Consider the following 26,756-nt stretch of genomic DNA (forward strand, 5'->3'; position numbering starts at 1 on the left):
GGCGGCCGTCCTGAGTGCAGCGAAACGATTTCGCGATGATGATGAATCGCGTTCATGTGAAGCTGCCCGGCATGCTCGAGCTCCGTCACTTCAAGCTGATTGCCGCGGTCGCCGACACGGGGAGCCTGGCCGCGGCGAGCCGACAGCTCCACCTCACGTCCTCGGCGCTGAGCCACCAACTCCGCGACGCCGAGGAGCGACTGGGTGTCCAACTCTTCCAGCGCCGGCAACGACGCCTCCTGTTGACCGGCTCGGGCGAGACGCTGCTCCTCTCCGCGCGGCGGGTCCTGAGCGAGGTGGCCCACGCCGAGGCCCTCTGCCGCGAGAACCCGCAGGACGACCTGCTCCGGCTCAGCACGGGCTGCTACACGGTGTATGGCTGGTTGCCGCCCATCCTGGGGCGGTGGCAGGCCGAGCACCCGCGCGTCGAGCTGCGCATCGTCCTGGAGGCCACGCGTCAGCCGCTCGGGGCGCTGCTGAACGGCGAGTTGGATCTCGCGTTGACCACGGACGTCCCCCGGCAGGCACGTCTCGCGCAGACAGCGCTCTTCACGGATGAGCTCCGGCTGGTGGTCCCCGAGCACCATCCGCTGGCGCGACGGAGTCACGTCACCGCGCAGGACCTGGTGTCGGAGCAGTTGCTCACCTATGCCGCGCCTCGCGAACAGCTCGACATCTTCACGCGCGTGTTCTGGCCCGCGGGCCTGGAGCCGCGGCGGGTCTCCCCCGTGCCGCTCACCGAGGCGTTGATAGAGCTGGTGCGGGGCGGCATCGGCGTGACGGCGTTGCCCGAATGGATGCTGCCGGCCGAGCGCCATGGGCTGCACACGGTCCGGCTCACCCCTCGGGGAATCCGACGCCGCTGGAGCGCTGTCACCCGCGCATCCCGCCAGCGCCCAGCGCCGCTGACCCACTTCATCCAGCTCCTGCGCGAGCGCTTCACCCGCCAGGGCAAGGCAGAAACCGGGTTAATTGATTAATCCTGATTTGACGTGGTTTGTTGCCCATCGGCGCTCCCGTTCCGGGGGCGCGCGGACCCGCTGCGGGACGCGAGGGGAAACGACCATGTTCAAGAGAGCGGCAGTCGTCGTGGTGAGCTGTGGTGCGCTGCTGGCCGGCTGTGGGCAGGACTCGCCGGGAGACGGAGAGGAGATCACCTCCAACCTGATTGAAGCCGGCTTTCCGGCCCGCGACATCCAGGCCATCGGGGATGACGTGTACGTAGGAGGCGATGCGCACGTAAGCCTCCAGGCCTCGCGCGAGATGCTCCAGACCGAGGGAAGCGCGGAGCAATACCGGACGACCAATCTGGTCAACACCGGCACCGTGACGCGGATCTGCCTCAATCCCACCGCCACGTTCAACACCTACGCCCGACTCAGCCTGGGCCTGGACCAGGCCATCGTCAACTACAACGTCCTGGGACTCTGTTTCTCCATGGTGCGGGGGCCGAGCGCGAGCTGCGACGCGAACATCAGCGTGACGACCACGACCGGCGCCAGCGGCTCGTCCGGGTTTCCCTCGGGTGGCAGGCCCTACAACACCATCCGCATCGGCACCGGGTTGAACACCGCCACCGCGGACGTGGTCGAGCACGTCATCACCCACGAGCTGGGCCATGCGCTGGGATTGCGCCACTCGGACTTCTACAACCAGGCCAACAGTTGCGGCACTGGCGTCAACGAAGGGGCCGCTGGCGTGGGGGCCATCCTCATCCCTGGAACGCCCAGCACCTCCGCGCCAGGGGGCTCGATCATGAACGCCTGCTATCCGCCAGGCACCCCCGGTGAGTTCACCAGCACCGATATCATCGCGTTGAAGTACCTCTACGGCTGCTGAGCACGGCCGGCCCACACGGGACACCCCGAGGCTGGCACCGAATCACGAGCGCATCCACCCCAGATGGGCGCGGCGAGGGCGACCTCATGCGCCCAATCCGGGAGGGTGACATGGGGGGCCGTGCCCTAGACTGGGTCCCTTCCCCCACTTGCACGGATCCGCTCGAACATGAAGCCCACGCCTGGAGACATCCTCGCCGTCTATACCCCTCGGCTCGACGCCTACACCGCCGTCCAGGTGACGGCCCTGAAGGTCGAGGGGAAGAGCGAGCTGGCCTGCGTGCTGGCCTTGGATTGGGTGGGCCCCGCCCTGCCCGACGCCGCGGCGGTGGCGGCCATGGTGCCCGCCACCTTCAACTTCTTCTTCTGGAAGGACCACCGCGTCCACGTCTGGGTGTCCGCCGAAATCCCTCGCGGCTACACGCGCGTGGGCCACCGGCCGCCCCTCGTCGTCGAGGACGTCAACAGCTACAGCGGCTGGCCCTCCGGCAGCGCCACGTACAGTCAGCGGCGCTGGGAAGCCATCCCCCAGGCCGAGCGCGTCCTCTTCAAGCAGATGGACGCCGACCCCGACAAGAGCGCGGTGCTCATGCTGGGCGACCTGGAGGTGCGTCGTTCCACGCGGCGGCTCGACACGGACCGGCTCGCGGCGGTCCCTGACCTGAAGGTGTTCGAGGCACTGCCCATCCTGACGTCCGTCAACGCCGACGCCCCCATCCCCGGCCTGTTCGACTTCATCCGCCGTCGCCCCTTTGTCCATGAGTCGGACGTGCGGAACCACGGTGGGCGCCACGTCGACCTGCGTGGCGCCAATCTGTCGCGGCTCACGCTGGAGGTGACAGGTGTCCACGAGGTCTTCCTCAATGAAGGGCTGGAGTACCTGTCCCTCGTCGGACAAGCCGGGCCGGAGCTGAGGATCCACGCCGAGGCCGACGGACGCTGGCTGACGCTCATCACGAGCAACCCGGCCATGGGCTGGTCCGGACTGGATGCCCTCGGCGACCTGCATGTGAATTCCGCCCGGGACGTGGATGCCCTTGGAATCGTGAGACGGTTTCCGAAGCTGACGGGGCTGCGCATCTGGGGAGCGCCGGGCTATCTGCGGAACACGGCCGAGTTGGCGGCGCTCCCCGCACTGGACACGCTGACACTGAGCGACATGTTTGGAATCACGCCGGACGAGTTCCCTGGCCCGGAGCGCTTCCCGAATCTGGGGATGCTCTGGTTGACGAGCATCCCCGCGGAGCTCGCCGCCGAGGTGAAGAAGGCCTACAAGGCCGCGGCTCGCGACGGGTTGGACCTGTCCGTGCGACAGCCACGCAAGGCCGAATGGCTGGCGGAGAACCTGGACAATCCCTTTCGCATCTGGGACGGGGCCGACAACATCAGCGCGGCCCAGGCCAAGAAGGCAGCGGCGCTGTACCGACAGGCCCGGTCCGCCGCGCTCAAGGCCGCGTCCGAGGAGACCAGCGCCGTCGCACTCGTGGCCGCGCTCACGCCCATCGTCACGACCTACACCGAGGGCTTCAACAAGCTGGATGCTCGCAAGCCCTTCCTCTTCACCGAGGAGCGCGAGCACATCTATGTCGCACTCATGGGCATCTTCGACGCGGTGGACGAGAAGCTCGGGTCCACCGGTGGGACTCCCGCCGAGCCCCTGAACCGAGACGCCCTGGTCTCCGTGATGGACTCGATTCGGGATTTCTAGCGTGCGAACTCCCCACCCGAGGGGATGGGCAGTCCGGCCGCCCCCTCGGGGCCCGATTAAATCGAGTTAAATCTTCGGGGCGCCCCTTGGAAGCCAGGGGCGCTCCGAAGCAGCCTGGGTCATCGAGGCACGGAAGGGGCGTAGGCGACTCCACCCCTCCGAGCCGGCCTTCACGAGGGGGATGACCATGAGCACCATCAAGCGCGACCCGCAGCCACTGCCTCTTCCACCACCGCCACCTCCCAAGCCCAAGACGGCGGCGAAGCCTCCCCCACCACCTCCGCCGCCTCCCGCCCCCACGGTTCAGCGCGGCGGGTTCTTCGGCGGCGACACCCTGTCGCTGTCCACGCAGGGGAACACCTCCCAGAAGCCCCGGAGCCAGCTGCTCGCCATGGATGGCGTGGTGGCTCCCTCCACGACGGCTCCCGCCACCACCCTGCTGACCGAGAACACCCGCGACGGACAGCGCAACTGCCTGGACGCGGTGGGCGACTGGCTGGCCCTCGCCACGCCGCAGCTGCGCGCGCGCAGTGAGGTGCTCATCCTGCGCGACACCCGCTCCGGCGCAGAGGGAACGACGGGCCACGCCGTCATGCGTCAGGGCGAGTCCATCTTCGACCCGTCCACCGGCCGCAGCTACGCGAACTTCAAGGAGTTCAACGCCGCGGGCCACTACCAACTCGTCCACACCACGAGCGGCGCGGCCATGCAGCGCGTGCTCAGCACGCCCGCGGGCTCCGCCGAGCGACAGCAGGCCCTCGACGCGGCCCGCATCCCCGCCGCCGTGCAGAACATGCTCGTGGCCGACACGAAGGAGGGACGCCCCCTCACCGCCCAGCAGCAAGCCGCCCTCGACGAGGCCGTCCAGGCCCTGCCGCCCAACCCCACCGCTCAGGACATCGGCGCCATCATCGACGACCAGGATGCCTTCTGGCTGGACTCCGGCGAGCAGAATCCCCAGGCGCTCGCCGCGCTCACCACCGCCATGGTGTCGCGCCATGCGCCGCCAAGAGGCCCCCAGGCCGACCTCATGGGCTTCTCCATGGCCATGCAGCAACTGTCCACGGCGGCCGGTGGCTTCACGCCGGAGATGTCCGCGGCCGTCGCGAGCGCCGCGATGAATCCGGCCCTCGCGACGCGGGGACTCCACACGGGCGAAATCGCCGCCTGGGCCCTGCAGTCCGCCACCACGCCGGACGCCGCCCAGGCCGTGCTCGACACGGTGGGCCCGGAGCGGATGGAGTCGTTCGTCGCGTCGCTGGGCCTCAACCCGACGGACTCCAGCGACCCCACGTTCCTCAACAGCGGCAGCCGCATGCTGGCGCTCAATGACTTCATGAACGTGGCCTCCGGACTGCCCGGCACCGAGGGCGTCCCCAATGGAGCGCAGGCCCGCTTCTTCCTCACCGTCGCGCGCCAGGCGGGCCCCCGCCCGCTCGAAAACGCGGACTTCCGCGAGGCGCTCGGCAAGGGGCTGGGCACCGTCTACGCCATGGGTGATACGGCGCTGGCCCGCACCGAGTCCGCCCGCATGGGCGAGCTGCTCCGCAATGGCCACGTCGGCGACCTGCTCCAGAGCGCCACCGCCGAGCAGCGCGATGGCCTGCTGGTCGCGTTCCTCGACAACCGCCAGCTCACCTCGGAGCTGGTGGACCACCACAACGGCAACCTCGCCACCGCCGTCGCCTTCATCCAGCTCGAGTCCGTCACGGAGGGCCTCACGGGGGCCTTCGGTCCCGACGGACAGGTCCCCATGGGACCGGATGGCATGCCGCTCATCCTCCCCGATGCGCTGATACCCGCGCCGCCTCCGGACGTGCTGGCTCGGCACCCCGCCGTGGCCGCGCTCGGCGACCCGCTGTCCGCCGGGACGGTGGCCCAGGCGGTCCAATCCGGACAGCTCACGCCCGCGCAGGCGGCGGACTATCTGGACGACCTGGCGGGCCTGTCGAGCAACCTCGCCAACCCGGACATGGGCCGCTACGGCGCGGATGGACTCACCGCCGGCGTCATCCACGTGCTCAACGGCGGCAACCCCATCGAGAAGTCCCGGCTCAACGAGTACGCCGCCCTCAACGCCGACAGTCTGTCGACCCTGGCGGACCTGGTGCGCGCCTCCGACGACCCGGCCTTCGTCGCCCAGGCGATGACGGCGGCGGGCGCGCAGGACGCCACATTCCGCGCGAGCCTCCCTGGTTATGGCGACTCCATCGCCGCCATGGGCGAGAGCGTGCAGGGCCGCCGCCGCCTCATCATCGCCGGAGTGGGCATGGTGGCGTCGATGGCGGCCCCCATCCTCGCGGCGGCGGCGATTCCCGCGACCACCACGCTCGTGGTGGGAGGCGTCACCCTGGGCACCGCCACGCTCCAGGCGGGCGCGGCGGGCCTCACCAGCACCCTGGTGAGCACCGCCCTCAACGCCGGCAATCAGTATGACTCCACGGGCGAGCTGCACCTGGGCAACGCGGTGGCGGGGGGCGTGGTGGATGGGCTCACCACGTACTTCGGCATGCGCATGTCCATCGTCGCCGCCGCGCGCGGCCAGAGTGGCCTGGGCAACGTGCTGCGCGGCGCCACCCTGGACGGGCTGGGAGGCGTGGGCGCCTATGCGTTGGGAACGCCTGGCGCGCTGGAGGGCATCTTCAAGGGAGACCCCCAGTTCGTGAATACCGCCGCGCTCCAGGGGGGCGTGAGCTTCGGCTCGTCCTTCGTGTTGAGCAGCCTGATGGAGCTGCCCGGCGTGGACACGCAGCCGCGCCCGGCCAACATCGTGCTGGATGGAATGGGCGTCCTGGCGCCCATGCCTCGCTTCGGGGCCTCCGCCGCCGGCTCCCGGGTCCACGGCTACCGGGGCATGCGCGACATGACCATCGAAAGCCTGGAGACCATCATCACCACCGGGCTCCACCCGCGCATGGTGCGCACGGGACAGTTGGAGGCGGGGGCCATCGAGAGCATGCCCTTCTTCCAGCGCTTCTGGCTCGCGGTGCGGGAGTCCGCGGGGAAGACGGGGACCGTGGGAGAGAGCGTGGTGATGCTCACGCGCCACCCGGGCATCGCCGAGGCCTGGGCTCGCAACACGCCGGTGAGCGCCGAGGGCAACGTGGCCTGGCAGAGTTTCGCGAAGTTCGTGGCGGGGCTGCCCAAGCCCGCGCGCGCGGAGTACTTCACGCCGCGGCAGTTCGAGCTGCTCCAGGCCCAGCAACTCGCGGCGGGCGGGCCGCCCATCTTCGTCAAGGACACGTCCGGGAAGACGGTGCAGATGACCCTGGATGAGGTGCGCCAGCTCATGGGCGACACCCCGTTCGACCTCACCGCCGAGGTGGCGGCGCCCGTCGAGAGTCAGGTGGGGCTCGCGTCGTTCTACATGAGCCCCAAGCACCAGGAGGAGCCCATCGTCGGCTCCATTGGCGCCGATGGCATCATCTCCCTCACCGTCCTCTATGAGGGCACGCTGCCTTAGTCTCCCAGGGTGATGCGCGCGTCCCCGCGCAGCCGGACGATGTGCTCGATGGCCGCGCCGGGGGTCCAGGCCTTCGGCCTTGCACATCGCCGCCGCGTGGAGGACCGCCAGGGAGCCTCCGTATGCACGTATCACCGTCTCAACGGCTTGAAACATGCCCCACTCCACGTGACGACGCGATGCGGTGTCGACGGAAGCGTTAGTCAGTAATCCCAGACTTCCGCCCACCGAGCCTGCCCGCCGGTCGTGACGTCGTCTGTCCGGATTCCAGAAACTGGATCCAGCCCTCGGACAACCGAGACAGCGGACGGTTCCAGCTGGCTCCAAATCCAGACAACCGAGCGGTGAATTCAATGTTTCAAGCTGGCACCCTCGTTGCTTTTTCGCGAGGCCGTGACAGCGCGAGCGGCATTCCCCCACGAGCCTTCTCCCCAGCGTGAAACATCTGGCTGGGATTCCGCGCCCCCCGGCCAATCCCCGGTTTCTGTCGCATCGCTCCTGGCGGGTTCGCCCTCCCGTCGTGTGCCCCCTCTCCTCGCCCGCCCTGGTACTCCCATGTCCTCCACGTCTCCTCGTCCCGGCACCAGGCGCGCCGTGCGCCCGCGATGGCTGCTTCCCCTGTTGTTGCTGGTGGCCTCGGGCTCGGCGATGGCGGCCCCTGTCCTTCGCCACACCGCGAACCAGCGCGGCGACCTCTTGATGGTGGGCAACACGCTGGCCCACGACTGCGCCAGCGGTGTGCCGACCCCGCTGGTGGGAACCGTGGGAGCCTGCGGGTCGAACACCTCGGATGACGCGGTGGACGTCTTCTGGACCATCCAGTCGGGCGTGGCGACGGCGAACACCTCGGTGAGCCCCACCAATGCCCGGAGCCGCGCCGCGCTCAACGTCCCCGCTGGCGCCATCGTGACGTATGCCCGGCTGTACTGGGCCGCGCACCTGTCCACCACCACGTCGCAGCGGAGTCCGGACACGACGGCGGAGTTCAGCCGCCCCGGGGTCTTCTCGCAGATGCTGACCGCGGATGTTTCGCACACCTACACCCCGAACAACGCCTACATCTACGAGTCCTCCGCGGACGTCACCAGCCTGGTCGCCACCCACGGCACGGGCGTCTATGAGGTGAGTGGCGTGGACGCCGTGCCGCTCACCAACCTCAACAGCACGAACCCGTTCAGCGCGTGGGCCCTGGTCATCTTCTACCGGCACCCGGATTCGCCCCTCCGCAACCTGACGCTCTTCGACGGCATGGACTACGTCAGCAGCGGCAATCCCCAGACGGTGACGCTGTCTGGCTTCAACGTCCCTCCGGCCGGCTTCGATGCCAAGCTGGGGGTGCTGGCCTTCGAGGGAGACGCCACGCGCAAGGGCGACCAGCTCCTCGTCAATGGCGTGAGCATCTCCGACGCCGCGAACACCGCGAACAACTTCTTCAACAGCACACGCTCCGTCCTCGGCGTGCCCTCCACCCATGCCAATGACCGGCCCCGCCTGACGGGCGCGGAGGCGAGCATGTCTGGGGTGGACATGGACGTGGTGGACATCACCCACCGCGTGACGGGAGGCGCCACGTCGATGACGCTGAGAGCCACGTCCACGGATGACACATACATCCTTGGCGCCTTCGCGACGTCCATCGCCACGCTCCGGCCGGACTTCACGAACACCTACAAGACGGCGACGGCGGTGAACCCGCGTCCGGATGGCTCGCTGCGCGGTGGCGACGTCATCGAATACACCATCGTCACCACCAACACGGGCGACGACGTCAGCATCGAGACTGTCTTCAGCGATCCCCTTCCCTCCCAGCTCACCTACCAGCCGGGCTCGCTGCGAATCGTCTCCGGCCCCAACGCGGGCGCGCTGACGGACGCCCTGGGCGACGACGTGGGCGAGGTCAGCGCGGCGGGTGTCATCACCGTCCGGCTGGGCACGGGCGCGACGGCGACGCTGGGGGGCTCCCTTCAGCTCCAGCAGAGCACCGCCGTCCGCTTCCGCGCGGTGGTGAACGCCGCGGCCTCCGGCGTCATCGCCAACCAGGCCACCATCACCGCCTCGGGTGAGAAGGGCGCTCCCGCCAGCTCCGCGACCAGCGCTCCCTCGTCGACCACCACCGGCCCCACCCACATCACCGTGTCCGTCCCCGACGCGCCCGTGGTGACGGCTCCGGCGAACGGAAGCACCGTGGCGACGAACACCCCCGTCTTCTCCGGCACGGCCGAGCCCGGCAGCACCGTCAGCGTGGTGGTCAACGGCGTCGTCGTCTGCACCGCTCCCGCCCACGCGAGCACGGGCACCTGGTCCTGCACCAGCAGCGCGCTCCCCGAGGGCTCCACCACCGCCACGGTGACGACCCGCGACGCGGCCGGCAACGCCAGTCCGCCCACGCAGGTCAGCTTCATCGTCGACACCGTCGCGCCCGACACCACCATCGTCAGCGGCCCATCCGGGCTGACGACCTCCACCAGCGCGACGTTCACCTTCAACGCCACCGAGACACCGGTGACGTATGAGTGCTCGCTCGATGGCGCGGCCTTCACGGCGTGCGCGACGCCCGTGACTTTCAGCGGCCTCGCCCAGGGCAACCACACCCTCGCGGTGCGCGCCCGCGACGTGGTGGGCAACCAGGATGCCTCGCCCGCGACCCGGGCGTGGACGGTGGATTCGGTGGCTCCGGAGACGACCTTCGCCAGCACCCCACCGGCCGTGAGCAACTCGGCGGCGGCCGCGTTCGCCTTCAGCTCCAATGAGAACAACGTGACGTTCGAGTGCAGGCTCGATGGCGCGGTGCTGTTCTCCCCCTGCCCCAACCCCCAGACCTTCCTGGCGCTGGCTCAGGGTGGCCACACGCTGCAGGTCCGCGCCGTGGACAGCGCGGGCAACGTGGACCCGACCCCCGCGACGTACACGTGGACCATCGACACGTCCGCTCCGGACACCCTCCTCTCCGGTGGCCCCACGGGGACGACGGCGGCGACCAGCGCGACGTTCTCATTCACCGCCACCGAGAGCCCCGCGACATTCGAGTGCTCGCTCGACGGGGCGACCTTCATCTCCTGCACGAGCCCCGTGACGCACACCGGGCTCACGGACGGGAGCCACACCTTCGCGGTGCGCGCGGTGGATGCCGCGGGCAACGTGGACCCGACCCCGGCCACCCGCACCTGGACGGTGGACACCACGGCGCCGGACGCACCGCACATCGAGGCCCCCGCCAACGGCGTCGTCGTGCCCACGCAGCAGCCGGTCATCTCCGGCACCGCGCAGCCGGGCACGCTGGTGACGGTGACGGTGGATGGCATCGTGCTGGGCACCGCTCCCGTGAATGCCCAGGGTGACTGGACGTTCACTCCACCCGCGCCGCTGGACCAGGGACCTCACACCGCGACGGCGACCGCCACGGACTCCGCGGGCAACGTGAGCGACCCCAGTTCGATGACCCACTTCACCGTGGACACCGAGGCGCCAGAGGCCCCGGTCATCAGCGCGCCCGCAAGCGATGTCATCCTCGCCACCGCGACGCCTGTCTTCGAGGGCACCGCCGAGCCCTTCGCCCAGGTGACCGTGGTGGTGGATGGCGAAGTGCTGGGAACGGTGACCGCGGACATCGACGGCCACTGGAGCCTCCCCAGTCCGGACGCGCTCGCCGAGGGCCCTCACACCGTGGAGGCCACCGCGACGGACTCCGCGGGCAACACCAGCGAGGCGACCTCCCACGACTTCGCCATCGACCTTTCCGCGCCGGAGACGTACATCGACTCCGGTCCAGCGGTCTTCACGAGCGAGACGTCCGCCTCCTTCGTGCTCCGCATGGACAACGGCGGCGTCCGCTTCGAGTGCGGCCTGGACGGCGCGGCCTTCACCGATTGCACCAGCCCGGTGGCGTTCAGCAACCTGGCGGAGGGCAGTCACACCCTGTCGGTGCGTGCCGTCAACGGCCTGGGCACCGCGGACCCGACGCCCGCGACCTACGCGTGGACGGTGGACACGGTGGCGCCCATGGCACCCACCATCGTCTCGCCCGTGAGCGGCGCCGTCGTGGGCACGGCGACGCCGACCCTCACGGGCACCGGTGAGCCCGGCGGCTACGTCTATCTGGAAGTGGGGACCGTCACGTATGGCCCCATCGCCGTGGATGGAAGCGGCGACTGGAGCTTCACCCTGCCGGTGGCGCAGCCAGAAGGCCCTGTCACCGTCTCCGCCACTGGCGTGGACGCCGCGGGCAACAGCTCCGGTGCGACGTCCCACGGGTTCTTCATCGACCTGACCGGGCCCGAGACGTTCATCGACTCCGGTCCGGAGCAGCTCACGCGCGAGACGTCTGCCTCGTTCGAGCTGCGCTCCGAAGGTGGCGCGGTGGGCTATCAGTGCAGCCTGGATGGCGCGGCCTTCGCGACCTGCGCTTCTCCGCTGACGACCTCGGGCCTCGCGGAGGGTGACCACCTGCTGCGCGTGCGCGCGGTGGACGCGGTGGGCAACGTGGACCCGTCACCCGCCGAGTACACCTGGACGGTGGACACGACGGAGCCCGATACCCTCGTCACCTCCGGCCCCAGCACGCTCACCCACGAGTCGTCGGCGACATTCGAGTTCGCCGCCAGCGAGCCCGGCTCCACCTTCGAGTGCAGCGTGGACGGCGCGGCCTATGCGGCGTGCACCAGCCCTGACACCTTCGAGGGATTCACGGAGGGCGAGCACACGCTGGCGGTCCGCGCGGTGGATGCCGCGGGGAACATCGACAGTTCGCCGGCCCTGTACACGTGGACGGTGGACATGACGCCTCCCAATGCTCCGGTCATCACCTCGCCGGCCCAGGGCGAGGTTCTCCCTGACGGCATCGTGACGCTCACGGGCTCGGCCGTTGGCGCGGAGACGGTGCACGTGACGGTGGGCGGTACGACCCATGGCCCCATCCCGGTGGACTCCAGCGGCAACTGGACCTTCACGCTCCCCGTCACGTTGGCGGATGGCACGTACACCGCTGTCGTCACGGCGAATGACGCGGCGGACAACACCAGCGCCTCGACGAGCGTCACCTTCACGGTGGACACCACGGCGCCGGACACGCGCATCGACAGCGGTCCGGAGGCCCTGACGAACCAGGCGCTCGCCGCCTTCGTCTTCTCCTCGAACGAGGCCTCGGTGACCTACGAATGCGGCCTGGATGGAGCGGCCTTCGCGCCATGCACGACGCCGGCGGAGCTGGGGCCCCTCGCGGACGGTGAGCACACGCTGGCGGTTCGCGCGCGTGACGCCGCGGGCAACGTGGACGATTCGCCGGCCACTCACACGTGGACGGTGGACACCTTGGCGCCCGTGGTCGCCATCACCTTCCCCGCCCAGGGCGAAGTGCTCGACACCGCGACGGTGACGTATGCCGGCACCTCGGAGCCGGACAGCACGGTGACGGTGGTGGTGGATGGCGTCACCCTCGGCTCGGTTGAAGTGGGCAGCTCGGGACAGTGGACGCTCCCGGGCGGCTCGGTGCTCGCGGACGGTCCGCACACCGTCTTTGTCACGGCGACGGACGCGGCGGGCAACACCAGCGCAGGGGTCACCCACACGTTCAACGTGGATGTGGAGCCACCGGAGACGTCCTTCACCCAGACGCCTCCCTCGCTGACCCGCCAGACCTCGGCGACCTTCGGGTTCGGCTCGGACGAGTCCCCCGTGACGTACGAGTGCAGCCTGGACGGAGCGACGTTCGCGGCCTGCGCGAACCCGCTGGAGCTGCTCGGCCTGACCGATGGCGAGCACACGCTGGAGGTCCGCGCCCGGGATGCGGACGACAACGTGGACCCCACGCCCGCTTCCTACACCTGGACGGTGGACACCACGGCGCCGGACACCTTCATCGCGAGCGGCCCGCCGCTCACGGAGGCCCCTGCCCTGGCCATCTTCGACTTCGATTCCAACGAGGCGGGCGTCACCTATGAGTGCAGCCTGGACGGAGCGGCCTACGCTCCTTGCACGGACCCGGTGAGTCTCACGGACCTGGCGCTGGGAACACACGTGATGAACGTGCGCGCGGTGGACTCGGCGGGCAACGTGGACGACTCGCCGGCCAGCTACACATGGGTCGTCACCGCCGACGCGGATGGAGATGGGCTGACGGATGCCGAGGAAGTGGTGCTGGGCACCGACCCGAACAACGCCGACACGGACGGTGACGGCCTGCCAGACGGCATCGAGGTGAATGTCGCGGGGACGGACCCGCTCGATGACGACACGGATGACGATGGCCTGCTGGATGGCAATGAGGACGCCAACCACAACGGCGTCGTCGACGCGGGTGAGACGGACCCGAAGAACGCGGACACTGACGGCGACCTGCTCGCGGATGGCCTGGAGCTGGGCCTCACCGAACCCCAGGGCACCGGCACGGACCTGACGCGATTCAGACCGGACGCGGACCCGACGACGGTGACGAACCCGCTCAACCCGGACACGGATGGCGGCAGCGTGCGCGACGGCATCGAGGACGCCAACCACAACGGCCGGGTCGAAGCGGATGAGACCAACCCCCTGCGGCCCGAGGACGACCTCGACTCCGACCTCGACGGCATCGACGATGCGACGGAAATCGCGCTGGGCCTCGACCCACACAACGCGGACACCGACTCCGACGGTGTGCCAGACGGCCTGGACGGAATCACCGACACGGATGGTGACGGCCTCATCGACGCGCTGGACCCGGACAGCGACAACGACGGCCTGCTGGATGGCACCGAGCTGGGCGTGACGCTGGAGAGTGCGCCGGCGGACACGGACCGCGACTCGCCCCACTTCCGTCCCGACACGGACCCGAGCACCACCACCGACCCGAAGAAGCCGGACACGGACGGGGACGGTTTGAATGACGGCGAAGAGGATGCCGACCACGACGGCCGCGTCGACGCCACGGAGACGGACCCCAACAACCCCGATACGGACGACGACGGGCTGAGCGATGGCGTGGAGGTGAAGGGCAGCAACCCCACCGACCCGCTCACCCCCGACACGGATGGCGACAGCCTGGCGGACGGTGTGGAGGATGCCAACCACGACGGCGTCTTCGGCAACGGCGAGACAGACCCGAACAACGCCGACACCGACCTCGGTGGCGCCGACGATGGAGAGGAAGTCTCCGGCGGGACGAACCCGCTGGACGGCAACGATGACTTCGTCATCGCGGGCCGTGGGTGCAGCGCGGGCGGCGCGGGCACCTTCGCTCCGCTGGTGCTGCTGCTCCTGGCGTTGCCCCTGCGAAGACGTCAGGGTCGCGTCCAGGCCCGCTGAGCGCGGTGCTACCCGTCATCCTGGCTCCAGCGGATGCGGCTGCTCGACACGACTCGAGCAGCCCATCCGCCGGGGACCATCCGCGCTGCCGCCAGGCGCCGCGCCAGTAGCCCCTCGGGCGCCAGCGGATGCGGCTGCTCGGCACACCTCGCACAGCTCATCCGCTGGGGTGGCATTCCCCCTGTCAGTGAATCAGCGTGCCCTGCTCACGCCGGGGAACGCAGGCGCGGCTCCGGTCTCGCGCGAGTGTGAGGCCCCGGCTTGCGAGAGCGACTCGGGGTGGACGTCACGGGCTCGTCGAGCGCGCGGAGCTCGGCGGCATGGAGCCGGCCCCAGTCACAGAGCGCGCCCACGATGGGGCGCAGACTGAGCCCGAGCGAAGTCGCCGTGTAGACGACCCGCGGCGGCACCTCGGCGAACACCTCACGACTCACGATTCCGTGCGTCTCCATCTCACGGAGCTGCTGCACCAGGACCTTCTGGCTCACCCCCGGAATCACGCGCCGCAGCTCCGAGAGCCGCTTGGGGCCCTCGAAGAGGAAGTACAGCACGAAGACCTTCCAGCGCCCGCCAATCACCTTCAGCGCGCGCTCCGCCGGAACCAGCGGGAGCTCCTTCATGATCGGCATGGTTACCTCCAGGTGACCAGGGAACGAAGACGTCCGTATAGGGGGAACTTGTCTGTAGTAACGACGAGGGAGCGTAGGAACAATCCGTGCCAGAAATCACGCGACACCTGAAAGGAATTCTCATGTCCGTTGGCACGAAGCCTTCCCATGCCCCTATTGCCCTCATCACCGGAGGAAGCCGAGGCCTTGGCCGGGCCACCGCGTTGGCGCTCGCCGACCGAGGGGTGGACGTCATCCTCACCTGGCGCACGGGCCGCGAAGAGGCGAACGCCGTCGTCACGGCCATCCAAGCCAAGGGACGCCTGGCCGTCGCCCTTCAGCTCGACGTAGGCAAGGCAGGCACCTTCGCGGCGTTCGCCTCGGAGGTCCGCGAGGCGCTGAAGCAGACCTGGTCTCGCGAGCGCTTCGACTATCTGGTCAACAACGCGGGCATCGGCGGCTACACGCCCTTCATCGAGGCGTCCGAGGCCACCTTCGACGAGCTGGTCGACGTGCACTTCAAGGGGCCGTTCTTCCTGACGCAGAAGCTCCTGCCGCTGATGGTCGACGGCGGGCGCATCGTCAACATGTCGACGGGGCTCGCGCGCTACGTGTACCCGGGCTTCTCCGTCTACGCCGCCGTCAAGGGCGCCGTCGAGGTGCTCACCCGCGCGCTCGCCGTGGAGCTGGGCCCTCGCCGAATCGCCGTGAACGTCGTCGCGCCGGGAGGAATCGTCACGGACTTCGGAGGAGGCGTCATGCAAGACCCCGCACTCCAGAAGGTCGTCGCGGCGGAGACCCCGCTCGGGCGCATGGGCCAACCCGACGACGTCGCGGGTGTCATCGCGATGCTGCTCGCCCCCGAAACCGGCTGGGTCACCGGCCAGCGCATCGAAGTCACCGGCGGCTACCGGCTCTAAAGTGGCAGCGCTCACCCAGGAGCCTGTTCGTGTCGGCGTCGACAACACACGGAACCACAGGGCGCCTCCCAAGTTGAAGGGTGAGTCATGATTCACTGAGCCCCGCTCCTGGCCGTGCACGGGCCCTCTCCGAGAGCCCTCGCGTTTGCTTCCAGTGGACGCGGAGGTGGGACAACGCCTTGAATCAACCCATGACGCGGAGATTCGGGGAGCGGCTGGTGCTGGAGGGCGTGCTGACGCCGGAGCTGTTGTCCCGGGCGCTCGCCCATCAGCAGGAGACCGGGCAGAAGCTGGGTGAGTGCCTGGTGCGGCTGGGCGTGGACGAGACGCCCATCCTGCGCATGCTGGCACGGGAGCTCGAGACGCGGTTCGTCTCCACGGAGAAGCTGGCCCAGGCGACGGTGAGCCCCGCCCTGCTGGAGCAGGTGCCGGTGCGGCTGGCGGAGGGCTTCGACTTCATGCCGCTGCGGCTGGCGCAGGGGGTGCTCAGCGTGGCCATCGCGGAGCCCCAACGACAGCGCGCGCTGGAAGAGATTGCTCGCACGGTGGGCGTCACCCAGGTGCTGCCCTTCGTCGCGATTCGCAGGTCCATCCGCGCGGCCATCCGCAAGCACTACTACGCCGTGGCTGACGCCTTCGAGCACCCACCGGAAGACGACGCCTGTCCCCACTGCGGCGCGCCGACGCTCCCCAAGGACTTCCAGTGTCCGCGCTGCGAGCTGCTGCTGGTGCGCCACGTCGAGGACCTGCCTCCTCGCGACAACGTGTCGCTGGTGCGCGCCCTGCTGACCCAGCCCGAGCCGAATGGAACCTCCGGGACGCCCCGAGCGCCCCAGACGGAGGCCACCCGCACCTCGACGTTCGATGCCCCCACGGGAGGCGCCAACGCACGGCCCTTCATCGTCGGAGGGCTGAAGATTGCGAACCTGAGGCTCAGCCCCTTCGAGGCATATGTGCTGTCGCTGGTGGACGGACACACGTCCCTGGCGGACCTGTCGCTCATCACCCAGCTCGCGGAAGTGGAGCTGCGCGCGCTCTTCGCGTCCCTGGAGGAGCGAGGTGTCACCCAGCTCTACGAGGTCCCTCCTCCGATGGCGCGGCCCGCTCCCACTCCCGCGCCCAGCCGGGGAGCCGCTTCGGAAGCAGCGCCGCCGCCGCCACCCGCGCCTCGGCCGGTGACGCACGCCCCTGTCCCTCGCGCGGGGGACGCGAACGAGGACCTGCTCCAGCGCGTCATCCGGATGGAGCAGGAAGGTCGGTGGTCGGAGGCCGTCGAGCTGCTGGAGCGGGGCATCGGCCTGCTGCCCTCACCCGCGCCGCTCTACAACCGGCTGGGGATGATCGTCGTCAACCACCACCGCGACTACGCGCGCGCCACCACCCTGTTCCAGAAGGCGGCGGACCTGGAGCCGGAGAACAACCTCTACACGATGAACCTCTACTCGGTGATGTGCCTGCTCGCGGATGCCACCAACGCGGGACAGAAGAAGGCGCGACACTGAGCCGGGCTCCGCCCGGAAGCTAGGTGTATTGTTGACACGAAGCCAGGGTCCAGCGACACTGGCTTCGCCATGGACACTGCCTTCGTCGCCTTCATCCCGCTTTCGAACTGGCTGCGTGGATTCGACCGCTACCGCATGCGGTACTCGAAGGCGTCCATCTCCGAGTCGACCTTCCCCGACGCGTTCTACATGTTGAGGGAGGACGAGCCCTGGACGCCCGGGCTCGACAAGGCGCGGCGACTGGTGGCGAAGCTCGGTCGCGCCAAGGACCGCGTCGTCGCGTTGCGCGCGCGACTTCCGACCTCCGGGACGCGGGCGATGCGCCCCAACGACACCACCGGCACGGGAATCGGCTGGCGCTGGCCCGCGCCCGACGTGCCGCTGAGCGGCGTGGCCTGGGTCGACGACGCCGGCACGCTGCGGCCCACCCTCCACGAGGAGGTCACCGCCCAGGCCTTCCTGCTCGACGACTCGGGCCTGGTGCCCTGGGCCGAGTGCCGGCCTCGCACCTTCTCCGTGCTGCCCGTGGCGAAGGCCTGTCAGGCGAAGTGCGCGTTCTGCTTCTCGAAGGCCAGCGCCTCCGACCTCGCGCGGCAGCGAAGCGTCTCGCTCGAGGAGCAATTGCATTGGGCGGACCTCGCGCGCTCGCGCGGGGCGGAGCGCGCCGTCATCACCGGAGGCGGCGAGCCGACCCTGCTGGCGCCTGGACAGTTGCGCGCGCTGGTCCGGGGCCTCTCCGAGCGCTTCTCGAAGACGCTGTTGATCACCAACGGCGCGCGGCTCGACGCGGAGCAGTTGCACGCCTTGCGTGACGAGGGACTCGCCACGCTGGCCGTCAGTCGTCATGGCGTCACCCGGGAGGACGACGCGCGCATCATGGGCCTGTCCGTCGACTCGGGTGCGCTCGCGCGCGCCTTTGGCCTTCGCAGCCGGGCCATCTGCGTGCTTCAGCGCGGCGGAGTCGATGACGTGGCCAAGGTCCAGGCCTACCTCGAACGCAGCGCGCGCGAAGGCTTCCACGAGGTCTGCTTCAAGGAGCTCTACGTCTCCAGCCTCTCCGAGAACGCCTGGGCGCCCAGCGCGGTGAACCGGTACTGCGAGGCGAACCAGGTGCCGCTCCAGGTGGTGCTCCGCGCGATGGACGCGGCGGGCTTCACCCAGGTCGCCGAGCTGCCGTGGGGCAGCCCGGTGTTCGAGGGAGAGGTGGCGAATCGCGTGCTGCGCGTCGCGGCCTATACCGAGCCCTCCGTCGGCTGGGAGCGAACCCATCGGCTGGTGCGCTCGTGGAACCTCATGAGCGATGGAACCTGCCTGGCCTCGCTGGAAGACCCGGCCTCGGAGCTGCGCCGATGAGACACGACGCCTTTCTCTCGCTGCGGGACGAGTGGCGGGCCAGACGTCCCGAGCTGGTCGACCTGGCGGAGCTCAACGTCTATCGCAGCCTCGCGCCGGCCTTCGCCGCCATCGAGCCGTCGACCCATCCCGAAGCACCGTATCGGTGTCACCTCGCCGAGCGGTTCCTCGCGCACCTGGGGCTGGATGCCCAGCTCAAGTCCCGGACGCAGGTCAGTCACGGCGTGCGTCGCTCCTTGAGCGCGCTGTTCGGCTGGCTGGCCTCACGCAACGCCCGCGTCGGCGTGCCCGACGACGTGTATCCGGTGTACCTCCAGCTCGCGGAGGAGGCCGGCGTCGACGTCGTTCGATTCCCCGCGCGAGACGGGTTGCCCGCGCTCGAGGCAATCGATGCGCTCCTCCTCTGCGAGCCGCTCAAGCCCTGGGGCCGCACGCTTGCGCGCGAAGAAACAGAACGCGTGGAGCACTGGGTTCGCGCCGGGCCCGAAAGGCGCGTGCTGCTCATCGACTCCGCGTACGCGACACCGCCGACGGCGTGGACGCAACGGCTGGTGCACGAAGACCTCGCGTTCGTCCTCGCCTCGCTCTCGAAGGGCTGGCTCCTCCCCGACCATGTGGGGCTGTGCATCACCCCTTCGCGCTGGCGGCAGGACGCACGGGCCGTCTTCGCGCCGCTGCCGAAAGACGAACGGAAGCTGCGCATCGGCTACGCGGCCCTCACGGAGCATGCCTCGCGGCCCGCACAGGTCAGCGAACTCCTGGCCGGGCGCGCACGCACCCTGGATGCGTTCACCACCGGCCGGCCCGAGCTCCGTGTTTCACCGTGCGTCGGATACTTCTCCACCTCACGGTGCTCCTTCGACGAGCTCCTTGAACAAGGTGTGCTCGGAGTGCCCGCCTCGGTGTTCGGCGGCCCCGCGCGAATGAGCATTCTTTCGAGCCTGCCCGCGCCCGGCACCCGTTAGGGAACCTCTCCACGGGACGTCTGTCCTACCCGCTCCATGTGTCGGATATGTATCGGGAACGACATCAGAGAAATGATTGGGAAACGCTCAAAGCATGCGTGCTATCCTGCTTTGCCATGCGAACCACACTCAGCCTCTCTTCCCTTGTCCTCGCATCTTCCCTCGTTGTCGGCTGTCTCGGTCCCGAGACGGACACCGACACTGAAACCCTCCAGGCCGCCGAGCAGGAGGTCACGGACCCCAACTTCCGCGTCTACAACATCGTCGAGTCGGTACGCCCGGCCGGAAACTACGACGGCGTCGCCGGCAACGAGTGCATCGCCCTGCTCAACCCCGAGCACCGGCTCCGGAAGATCATCCTCGTGACGCCCGCGGCCCCCAACGGCTCCTGCGCGCTCAGCGCCTACACCGCCGGTACCGCCCTGAGCTTCACCTGGGGTGACACCGCCGTCTACCAGGGCTCGGGTGGCATCGCCGCCATCCGCGCCGCGCTCTCCGACACGGACGGCGCCGTGCACAACCTCACGGGCGTCATCACCTCCGAGGCCGCGACGCTGGCCCACCTGCAGGCCTTCCTCACGCAGACCGACGCCCAGCAGGCCACCGTGCTCGGCCCCCTCGCCAACACCCGCGTCCACTCCCTCTATGACTTCGAGGGCCAGGAAGAGGTCTACGCCGAGGCCGCCTACCAGTCCGTCCGCGTCACCCAGCCCTGCGAGAACCCCGGCACGCCCACGCTGTCGGCCAAGTTCCGCAACGGCTTCGTCTACGGCTACTACGCCACCAACACGGGCAGCTGCCACAGCGGCTGGTTCACCCGGAACCGCACCTACAACCGCGACTGGCGGCTGGTGGCCCAGTACGAGTACTCGGAGTGACGCACCGCGTAGAACTCCGCTAACCCGCTGAAACCGAAGGCCCTGCCCCACCCGGCAGGGCCTTTTTCGTTGGGCGGAGGGCTGGAACGTTACAGTTCTATAAAAATACCAAGATTCGAGGAAGTGGGGCGCAACTCAGTCATGGAACTCCCGAGAATTGTCGCAGGAGCCACCATGTCCAACTACAAAATCCGTCCTGGCGACACCCTCTCCGGCCTCGCGGCGCGCTTCGGCACCACTGTCGACAAGCTGGCCCGCGACAACAAGATCTCCAACCCCGACCTCATCTTCGCGGGTGCCAACCTGAGCATTGGCCACTCCACGCGCGACACGTTCGACGCGGGTGGGCGCAAGCAGGGCGTCAACGGCGGGACGGACGTGGGCGGTCCGACGGGAGTGGGGCCCAGCAACGCGTCAAACAAGATGCAGCGTCTGGCCGAGGCGGCCCGCGCGGCGGCGATGGGCATGGGCGGCTACAACAGCCAGGGCCTCTGCGCCACGGGCGTGAGCCGGGCCATCAGCAACGCGCTGGGCATTGGCGTGTCGGGCAATGGCAACCAGATTGATAACAACCTGCCGCGCGACAAGTTCAAGCAGGTCGACATGACGCTGGAGGAGGCGCTGAAGATTCCGGGCCTCGTCCTCACCTGGGAGAGCACCTCCTCGCGTCTGGGCAGCATCTACGGCCACACGGCCGTCACCCTCGGCGACGGCCACTCCTCCGCGAGCGACTTCATCGAGCGCAACACGACCAACAGCGGTCGCACGGGCTTCAAGGTCTTCATGCCCATCGAGTAGTGCCCGTCACCCACCTGTGACTCCCGAAGCCCCTGGCCCCGTAAAAGGCCGGGGGCTTCGTCGTTTCACGATGAGTCGCTCGTGAAAGTCCGCTCAGCTCCGGTGCCGGGCGATGAGCGCGGCCGCCGCGGCCGGCTGGCCCTGGCATTCGAGCAGCGCGCGCAGAATCAGCGGAGCGACGATGGTGGCATCCGACTCGATGACGAACATCGGCGTCGTCTCCGTGAGCTTGTCCCAGGTGATCTTCTCGTTGGGCGTGGCCCCCGAGTACGAGCCGTAGGACGTCGTCGAGTCGCTGATCTGGCAGAAGTACGCCCACGGCTTCACGGGCTTCTGCAAATCGTACTTCGTCGAGGGGACGACGCAGATGGGGAAGTCCCCGGCGATGCCGCCACCAATCTGGAAGAAGCCGACCCCGTGGCCCGAGGAGAGCTCCTCGTACCGGTCATAGAAGTCCGCCATGTACTCGATGCCCGACTTGACGATGCTGGCGCTGCACTCGCCCGTCTTCACGTAGGACGCGAAGATGTTGCCGAAGGTCGAGTCCTCGTAGCCCGGCACCACGATGGGGAGCTTGCGCCGCGCCGCCTCCAGCAGCCAGCAGGCCTCGGGGTCCCCCTCGAACACCGAGGGGTCGATGGCCTGGATGAACTCGTAGAAGTACTCATGCCAGAAGCGCCGCTCGCCGCGCGCGCTCGCGTTCTTCCACATGGGCACGACGAGCTTCTCCACCGCGCGGAACGCCTCGTCCTCGGGGATGCTCGTGTCGGTGACCCGCCGCATCCGCTGCTCGAGGATTCGCGTGTCGTCCTGCTTGGTGAAGTAGCGGTACTCGGGGAAGTCCTTGTACGCGGAATGCGCGACGAGCCGGAAGAGCGACTCCTCCAGGTTGGCGCCCGTCACCGACAGGCCATGAACCAGCCCCGCGCGGATGGCGGGCGCGAGGGTGATTCCGAGCTGCGCGGACGACATGGCGCCCGCGACGCTCCAGAACATGCGGCCGCCCTTCGCGATGTGCTCCCAGTAGGAGAGGAGCGCATCGCGCGTCGCGCGGGCGTTGAAGTTCTTGTAGTTCGTGAGGATGAACTCCAGCACGGGAGTTTCGGATGCGGGCATGCGGGCCTCCAGCAACGACGTGGTCGAAGCTCGGGCGGCACCCATTCGAGAGAAAAGCCACCCGAGGACACCCTACGGTGACGACGAAACGTCGCACCGCCATCGGAGCGTCAAGTGGCTGCCGGCTGGCTATCACGCGGGGGCGCGCGCGGCTACGGCATTGGCGAGGGGGAGAACCCCACCGCGCTCTGTCCCCTACCCCTCCGCCCAGGCGTCCACCTCGCCCGCCGCCGCGCGCGCGAGCTTCGCCGCGGCCGCGGGGTCCAACCGCGCGGTGACGAGCACGCCGATGACGGACCCCACCAGCAGCTCCACCCGGCGGGCCACCGTCTTCCTGGGAATCACGCCGGCCCGCGCCGCGGCGTCGAGCGCCCGCATCAGGTGTCCCTGCAGGAGGGCCCGGTAGTCCTCCACGGCGCGATGGGCCTCGGCGTCATGCGGGGCCAGCTCCGTGGCCGTGTTGACGAGCAGGCACCCCCGCCGCGTCAGCGTCGGCGGCGCGGTGCCCATCGTCGTCGCGAGCGACTCGAAGTACGTCGTCACCTGCGTCAGCCCCGCCGGCCCCGTGGAGAAGACCGTCAGCCGGGGCGCAATCACCTCCTGGAGGTACAGCGTCACCGCCCGCGAGAACAGCGCGCGCTTGCTCTCGAACGCCTGGTACAGGCTGGAGCGGTTCAGCCCCGTGGCCACCTCCAGGTCCGCCAGCGACGTGGCCTCGTAGCCCCGAGACCAGAACACCCCCAGCGCCTTGCGCACCGCCTCCGTCTCGTCGAACGCACGCGTCCGCGCCACGTCACCCTCCTTGACAATTCTGGACCGACCGTTTCAATATGAATTCGGAACCGACTGGTCCAGAATACCGAAATCCCGGAGGGGAGTCATCATGTCGTCCTTGGCGCAGGTCTTCGCGGTCATCGCAGCGCTCATCCACGTGTTGTTCTTCGTGATGGAGAGCATCGTCTTCTCGCGGCCGAAGGTGTGGAAGCGCTTCGGGCTGAAGTCGCAGGCGGACGCGGACGTGGTGAAGCCGATGGCGTTGAACCAGGGCTTCTACAACCTGTTCCTCGCGCTGGGCGTGCTGGTGGGCGTGGCGCTGGTGCACACCGACGCGGTGGCCTCGGGCGTGGCGGCCGTCGTGTTCGGCTGCGCGTGCATGGTGCTGGCGGCGCTGGTGCTCGTGTCGAGCAACCGCCACTTCCTCAAGGCCAGCCTCGTCCAGGGCATGCTGCCGCTCCTGGCCATCTGCCTGGTGGTGACGCAGTCGCGCGGGTGAGGCCACGAGGCGCTTGCGGAGAAGTCCCATCCGAAGCGCCCCATGGATGCTTCAAGTCACGGCATCAGGGCAGCTTCACCTCGATGAACGCGACGGGGGTGCCGCCATTGGACCAGGAGAGGGCCTGGTCACAATTGAACGCCCACTGCGCCGCGGCCCAGACGGGATAGAGGCCCGGCTGCTGCGGAGCGATGAGCGTGAAGGACTGCTCCGTGACGTTCACCACGCCCCCGCCATTGTAGATGCACGCCTTGGAGCCCTGCTCGATGCCGAGGATGACCTGGGAGATGCAACCCGGGCATCCACCCGCCGCCGCGTCGATGGAGTAGTTCGTGGTGATGGTGACGGGCGCGCCCGGGAAGACGTTGATCTTGTGCGAGGTGTTGCCGTTCAACTTCACCTTGGACACCGAGCCCCAGCTCCACACCATCGGGTCTCCATGGACGCCCACCAACCCCAACACGGGCCCCCCGTTCGAGACGGAGACCGCCTTGTCGCAGTCCGGTGTCCGCGCGGGGGTGGCCCACAACGGGTAGATGCCAGGATTGGGCGGCGCGAGCAGGTTGAACACGGCGTTGCTCTGAATCGGCCCCAGCCCGCTGTAGATGCACTGCCGGGTTCCCTCTGGGATTCCGAAGACGAGCTGCGTCTTGCAATCGATGCAGGGGTCGGCGACGGCTCCCACGAAGAAGTCCGTCGCCACGGTGACGGGCATGCCCGGGCCGATGGCCACGGTGCGGTGTCCCAGCCCCAAGGTGACATCCGTCACGTTGATGAGGGGCCCGAACTGGGCGGAATTGAAGGGCGGGAGGGGAACGACATCCTGGGCGTGTCCCACGCCCGCGAGTCCCAACGCCATGACGGCAATCCAGCGCGCTACGCTTGTCTTCAACAAGGACATACGGCCTCCTGGCATCTGGCCAGTCACGGACGAAGGGGATTCCCCATCCGCGAGAACTGCATCCCTCCGACTTCGGCCGTATTTCCTTGTGATTCCAAGCAGACAATTCCTGGCATTTCTCCCGCCAACGCGAGGCGCCAGCCCATGCCAGGATTTGCCAGGACCCGAGGGACAACCCCGGGTCCATGACCACACCGCTACGGCACCGGACTCACGTCCACGTCGATGACGCGAGGCTCCTCGGTGTGAGTGGTGCCAGTGCCGGCGGCCATCGAGGCCCCCACCACCAGCGTCAGCGCCCAGCCACCCGTGACGAGCCGGGTGGGCACGTACTTCCAGGCGAGTCGCACGGCGCCCGTGGTCTCCCCCTCGGCGACCAGGGCGGCGGTGGCGCGTTGCTGGATGTCCGCCGTGCTCAACCGGGTGCGCAGCAGGTGGCCCGTGCGTGCCAGGGGCGGCCAGGAGATGAGCGCGCGCTGGAAGGTGCCATCCACGCCGTGGGACACCACCGCGCGGTGGCCCTGGACGCGGATGCCATTGATGGCGCGCATCACGAAGGTCTTGTAGCGGTGGAGCTCCGGCACCGCGGCGACGCCGGTCTCCTCCGTCTCCAGGTAGGATTTCACCTGGAGCACGGGCCCCACCTCCGAGGCGGGGATGCCCCAGCGCTGCAGCCGGGCGATGGCGGTGCGCTGCATCACCGCGGGCTCCTGGGGGACGGCGGGGCCGCTGCCGAGCTTGTTCAGCACCAGCGCCTGCCCCTCGGAGGGGTCATTCTCCAGCGTCCAGGTGCGCGACTCCAGGTCCCTGCGAGAGCCGAGCGTCCCCGTCGTGGTGAAGGTCTCGGTGGTGCCCACCAGGCCCCCCTGCAGCACCGAGTCGTTGAAGGCGGTGCCAGGAAGCAAGTCAGTGGGGAGGCCTCCGGTGGGCGGCGTGGCAATCAGGGTGGTGTCGAAGACGAAGCCCGTGGTGGTCGCGGACGCGACCTGCGTCTGGGGCTCAACGGGCTCGACGACGGGGACCGGGCTGTCGCAGCCGAGCACGGTGGCGAGTGGAAGGGCGGTCAGGAATCGGATGAGTTGGGTCTTCATGGCGTTTCGTTCTCTCTGAACAGGGGCGAAGGGGACGGGGGTCAATCCGGCAGTTGCTGGCCGCCGGAGGGGTCACAACCGCCCACGTAGAAGATGGTGGAGGCGACCTTGGCGCCGGTGTTCTTGCGGTCCCTCCAGCCGCCCGCCTCGTACATCGCGACCCGCTTCGCCTTCGTCTCGCCGAAGACGATGGACACGGGGCAGTCGTCGTTGTCCGCGCCCACGTCCTTGTCGTACGCCTCGTCGATCCAGTTCTCCCCCACGCCATCGGACCTCGACTGGGACGCGTAGCGCTTCACGTAGTCCTTCACGAAGCTGCCGCACGACGAGTTGCCGTGGAAGGCATTCCACATGGTGAAGCCACTGGTGCTCGTCACGAGCGCCGTGCGGTAACCGCCTTGCTTCCAGACCTGGTAGTCGCCCGACTGGCAGGCCTTGATGACGGCGATGTTCAGCTTCCCGTTGCCCAGGCTCATGTGGGTATCCGTGATGGCCGAGCACGCGTCCAGGTTGCTCCCCATCACCAGCCAGCTGTTGAGGTTCGTCTCGCTGTGGCCGCCGTGCGTGTGGACGTAGAGGACATCCGCGTCGTCCACGCCCGCGTTGACCTGGGTGTCCTTCGCGTTCGCCGCGGTCCCCTTGGACGCGTCCGTCCAGAGGTCCGTGCGCGCGCTGGTGTTGTTGAGCGTGTGGACATCCGTCCACAGCCCGGCGCTCATCAGCGTGGTGAAGTAGCTGGCGAACTCCCCCGCCGTCTGCGTGTGGACGGAGTGCGATTCGGCGTTGCACTGCCCGCTCGCCGCGCCGTTGAAGTTCGCGATGCCGTAGACATGGGTCTCGTTCGCCAGCACCGCCGCGGGCAGGAGCAGCGCCCCCGCGAGGGTGGCACCCGTCCACTGCCTGGTTTGCTTCCGGAGCTTCATGGTCCTGCTCTCCCCCCCGTGTGGGGTGTCGATGGTGGGCCTGTCACGGCGGGAGAGGCGCACGCGATGGCGCCGGGCGTTCTCCGGCCTCGGCTCATCAACGAAAGTCGCGGGGATTTCCCCTCACCGCGTCCGTGTGTG

At 68.8% G+C, this 26,756-nt stretch carries 18 protein-coding genes; 12 read left to right on the plus strand and 6 right to left on the minus strand.

Annotation, left to right across the window (positions count from 1 at the left end; translation table 11 throughout):
* Positions 1 to 14 precede the first annotated feature (14 nt).
* From HUW62_RS06020 to HUW62_RS06040, 5 genes are all read left to right on the plus strand, one after another.
* Positions 15 to 980 (plus strand): LysR substrate-binding domain-containing protein, encoded by a 966-nt coding sequence (locus HUW62_RS06020; protein ID WP_368670352.1) that lies wholly within the window; start codon positions 15 to 17, stop codon positions 978 to 980.
* Between the two features lie 85 nt (positions 981 to 1,065).
* Positions 1,066 to 1,839: a M57 family metalloprotease gene (locus HUW62_RS06025; RefSeq protein WP_163864895.1), complete on the plus strand. Its 774-nt coding sequence runs from the start codon at positions 1,066 to 1,068 to the stop codon at positions 1,837 to 1,839.
* A gap of 168 nt (positions 1,840 to 2,007) precedes the next feature.
* Positions 2,008 to 3,546 carry a gliding motility protein gene (locus HUW62_RS06030; RefSeq protein ID WP_176433840.1) on the plus strand — a complete coding sequence of 513 codons (1,539 nt, stop codon included), beginning with the start codon at positions 2,008 to 2,010 and terminating at the stop codon, positions 3,544 to 3,546.
* Between the two features lie 187 nt (positions 3,547 to 3,733).
* Positions 3,734 to 7,009 carry a hypothetical protein gene (locus HUW62_RS06035; RefSeq protein WP_176433841.1) on the plus strand — a complete coding sequence of 1,092 codons (3,276 nt, stop codon included), beginning with the start codon at positions 3,734 to 3,736 and terminating at the stop codon, positions 7,007 to 7,009.
* Positions 7,010 to 7,603: 594 nt separating this feature from the next.
* Positions 7,604 to 14,287, plus strand: a complete 6,684-nt coding sequence (locus HUW62_RS06040) for an Ig-like domain-containing protein (protein WP_368670353.1) — start codon at positions 7,604 to 7,606, stop codon at positions 14,285 to 14,287.
* Positions 14,288 to 14,493: 206 nt separating this feature from the next.
* Here the strand turns inward: HUW62_RS06040 and HUW62_RS06045 are convergent, their stop codons facing one another.
* Entirely contained in the window at positions 14,494 to 14,916 is a 423-nt protein-coding gene (locus tag HUW62_RS06045) for a helix-turn-helix domain-containing protein (RefSeq protein WP_163864892.1), read from the minus strand.
* 122 nt (positions 14,917 to 15,038) lie between these two features.
* Here HUW62_RS06045 and HUW62_RS06050 point away from each other — a divergent pair, with 122 nt between their 5' ends.
* The 6 genes from HUW62_RS06050 (at position 15,039) to HUW62_RS06075 (ending at position 21,311) form a co-directional block, all read left to right on the plus strand.
* Positions 15,039 to 15,815, plus strand: a complete 777-nt coding sequence (locus tag HUW62_RS06050) for an SDR family NAD(P)-dependent oxidoreductase (RefSeq protein WP_176433842.1) — start codon at positions 15,039 to 15,041, stop codon at positions 15,813 to 15,815.
* 191 nt (positions 15,816 to 16,006) lie between these two features.
* A complete protein-coding gene (locus HUW62_RS06055) occupies positions 16,007 to 17,317 on the plus strand; it encodes a general secretion pathway protein GspE (RefSeq protein ID WP_176433843.1) in 1,311 nt (436 codons plus the stop codon).
* Positions 17,318 to 17,386: 69 nt separating this feature from the next.
* The gene (locus HUW62_RS06060) at positions 17,387 to 18,670 is read left to right on the plus strand and encodes a radical SAM protein (RefSeq protein WP_163864889.1); all 1,284 of its coding nucleotides are present in this window, start codon (positions 17,387 to 17,389) and stop codon (positions 18,668 to 18,670) included.
* A complete protein-coding gene (locus HUW62_RS06065; protein ID WP_163864888.1) occupies positions 18,667 to 19,635 on the plus strand; it encodes an aminotransferase class I/II-fold pyridoxal phosphate-dependent enzyme in 969 nt (322 codons plus the stop codon). The genes HUW62_RS06060 and HUW62_RS06065 overlap by 4 nt, the downstream gene beginning before the upstream one ends.
* Positions 19,636 to 19,751: 116 nt before the next feature.
* Positions 19,752 to 20,513 carry a hypothetical protein gene (locus HUW62_RS06070; RefSeq protein WP_217911151.1) on the plus strand — a complete coding sequence of 254 codons (762 nt, stop codon included), beginning with the start codon at positions 19,752 to 19,754 and terminating at the stop codon, positions 20,511 to 20,513.
* Between the two features lie 174 nt (positions 20,514 to 20,687).
* Positions 20,688 to 21,311, plus strand: coding sequence for a LysM domain-containing protein (locus tag HUW62_RS06075; protein ID WP_176433844.1), 624 nt, complete (start codon positions 20,688 to 20,690; stop codon positions 21,309 to 21,311).
* 93 nt (positions 21,312 to 21,404) lie between these two features.
* On the opposite strand, the gene HUW62_RS06080 is transcribed toward HUW62_RS06075, so the two are convergent.
* Both HUW62_RS06080 and HUW62_RS06085 read right to left on the minus strand, forming a co-directional pair.
* A complete protein-coding gene (locus tag HUW62_RS06080) occupies positions 21,405 to 22,427 on the minus strand; it encodes a deoxyhypusine synthase family protein (RefSeq protein WP_176433845.1) in 1,023 nt (340 codons plus the stop codon).
* 195 nt (positions 22,428 to 22,622) lie between these two features.
* On the minus strand, positions 22,623 to 23,219 hold the full coding sequence (locus HUW62_RS06085; RefSeq protein ID WP_163864885.1) for a TetR/AcrR family transcriptional regulator: 597 nt from the start codon (positions 23,217 to 23,219) through the stop codon (positions 22,623 to 22,625).
* Between the two features lie 91 nt (positions 23,220 to 23,310).
* Between HUW62_RS06085 and HUW62_RS06090 the strand changes: the two genes are divergently transcribed.
* Complete coding sequence (locus tag HUW62_RS06090) at positions 23,311 to 23,700, plus strand: DUF1304 domain-containing protein (protein ID WP_163864884.1); 390 nt, start codon at positions 23,311 to 23,313, stop codon at positions 23,698 to 23,700.
* Between the two features lie 64 nt (positions 23,701 to 23,764).
* On the opposite strand, the gene HUW62_RS06095 is transcribed toward HUW62_RS06090, so the two are convergent.
* From HUW62_RS06095 to HUW62_RS06105, 3 genes are all read right to left on the minus strand, one after another.
* Entirely contained in the window at positions 23,765 to 24,559 is a 795-nt protein-coding gene (locus HUW62_RS06095) for a hypothetical protein (protein WP_217911152.1), read from the minus strand.
* A gap of 239 nt (positions 24,560 to 24,798) precedes the next feature.
* On the minus strand, positions 24,799 to 25,692 hold the full coding sequence (locus HUW62_RS06100) for a hypothetical protein (RefSeq protein WP_176433847.1): 894 nt from the start codon (positions 25,690 to 25,692) through the stop codon (positions 24,799 to 24,801).
* 41 nt (positions 25,693 to 25,733) lie between these two features.
* The gene (locus HUW62_RS06105) at positions 25,734 to 26,615 is read right to left on the minus strand and encodes a hypothetical protein (RefSeq protein WP_163864881.1); all 882 of its coding nucleotides are present in this window, start codon (positions 26,613 to 26,615) and stop codon (positions 25,734 to 25,736) included.
* Positions 26,616 to 26,756 lie beyond the last annotated feature (141 nt).

The organism is Myxococcus sp. AM011 (assembly GCF_013372595.1).
GTDB classification, from domain to species: domain Bacteria; phylum Myxococcota; class Myxococcia; order Myxococcales; family Myxococcaceae; genus Myxococcus; species Myxococcus eversor.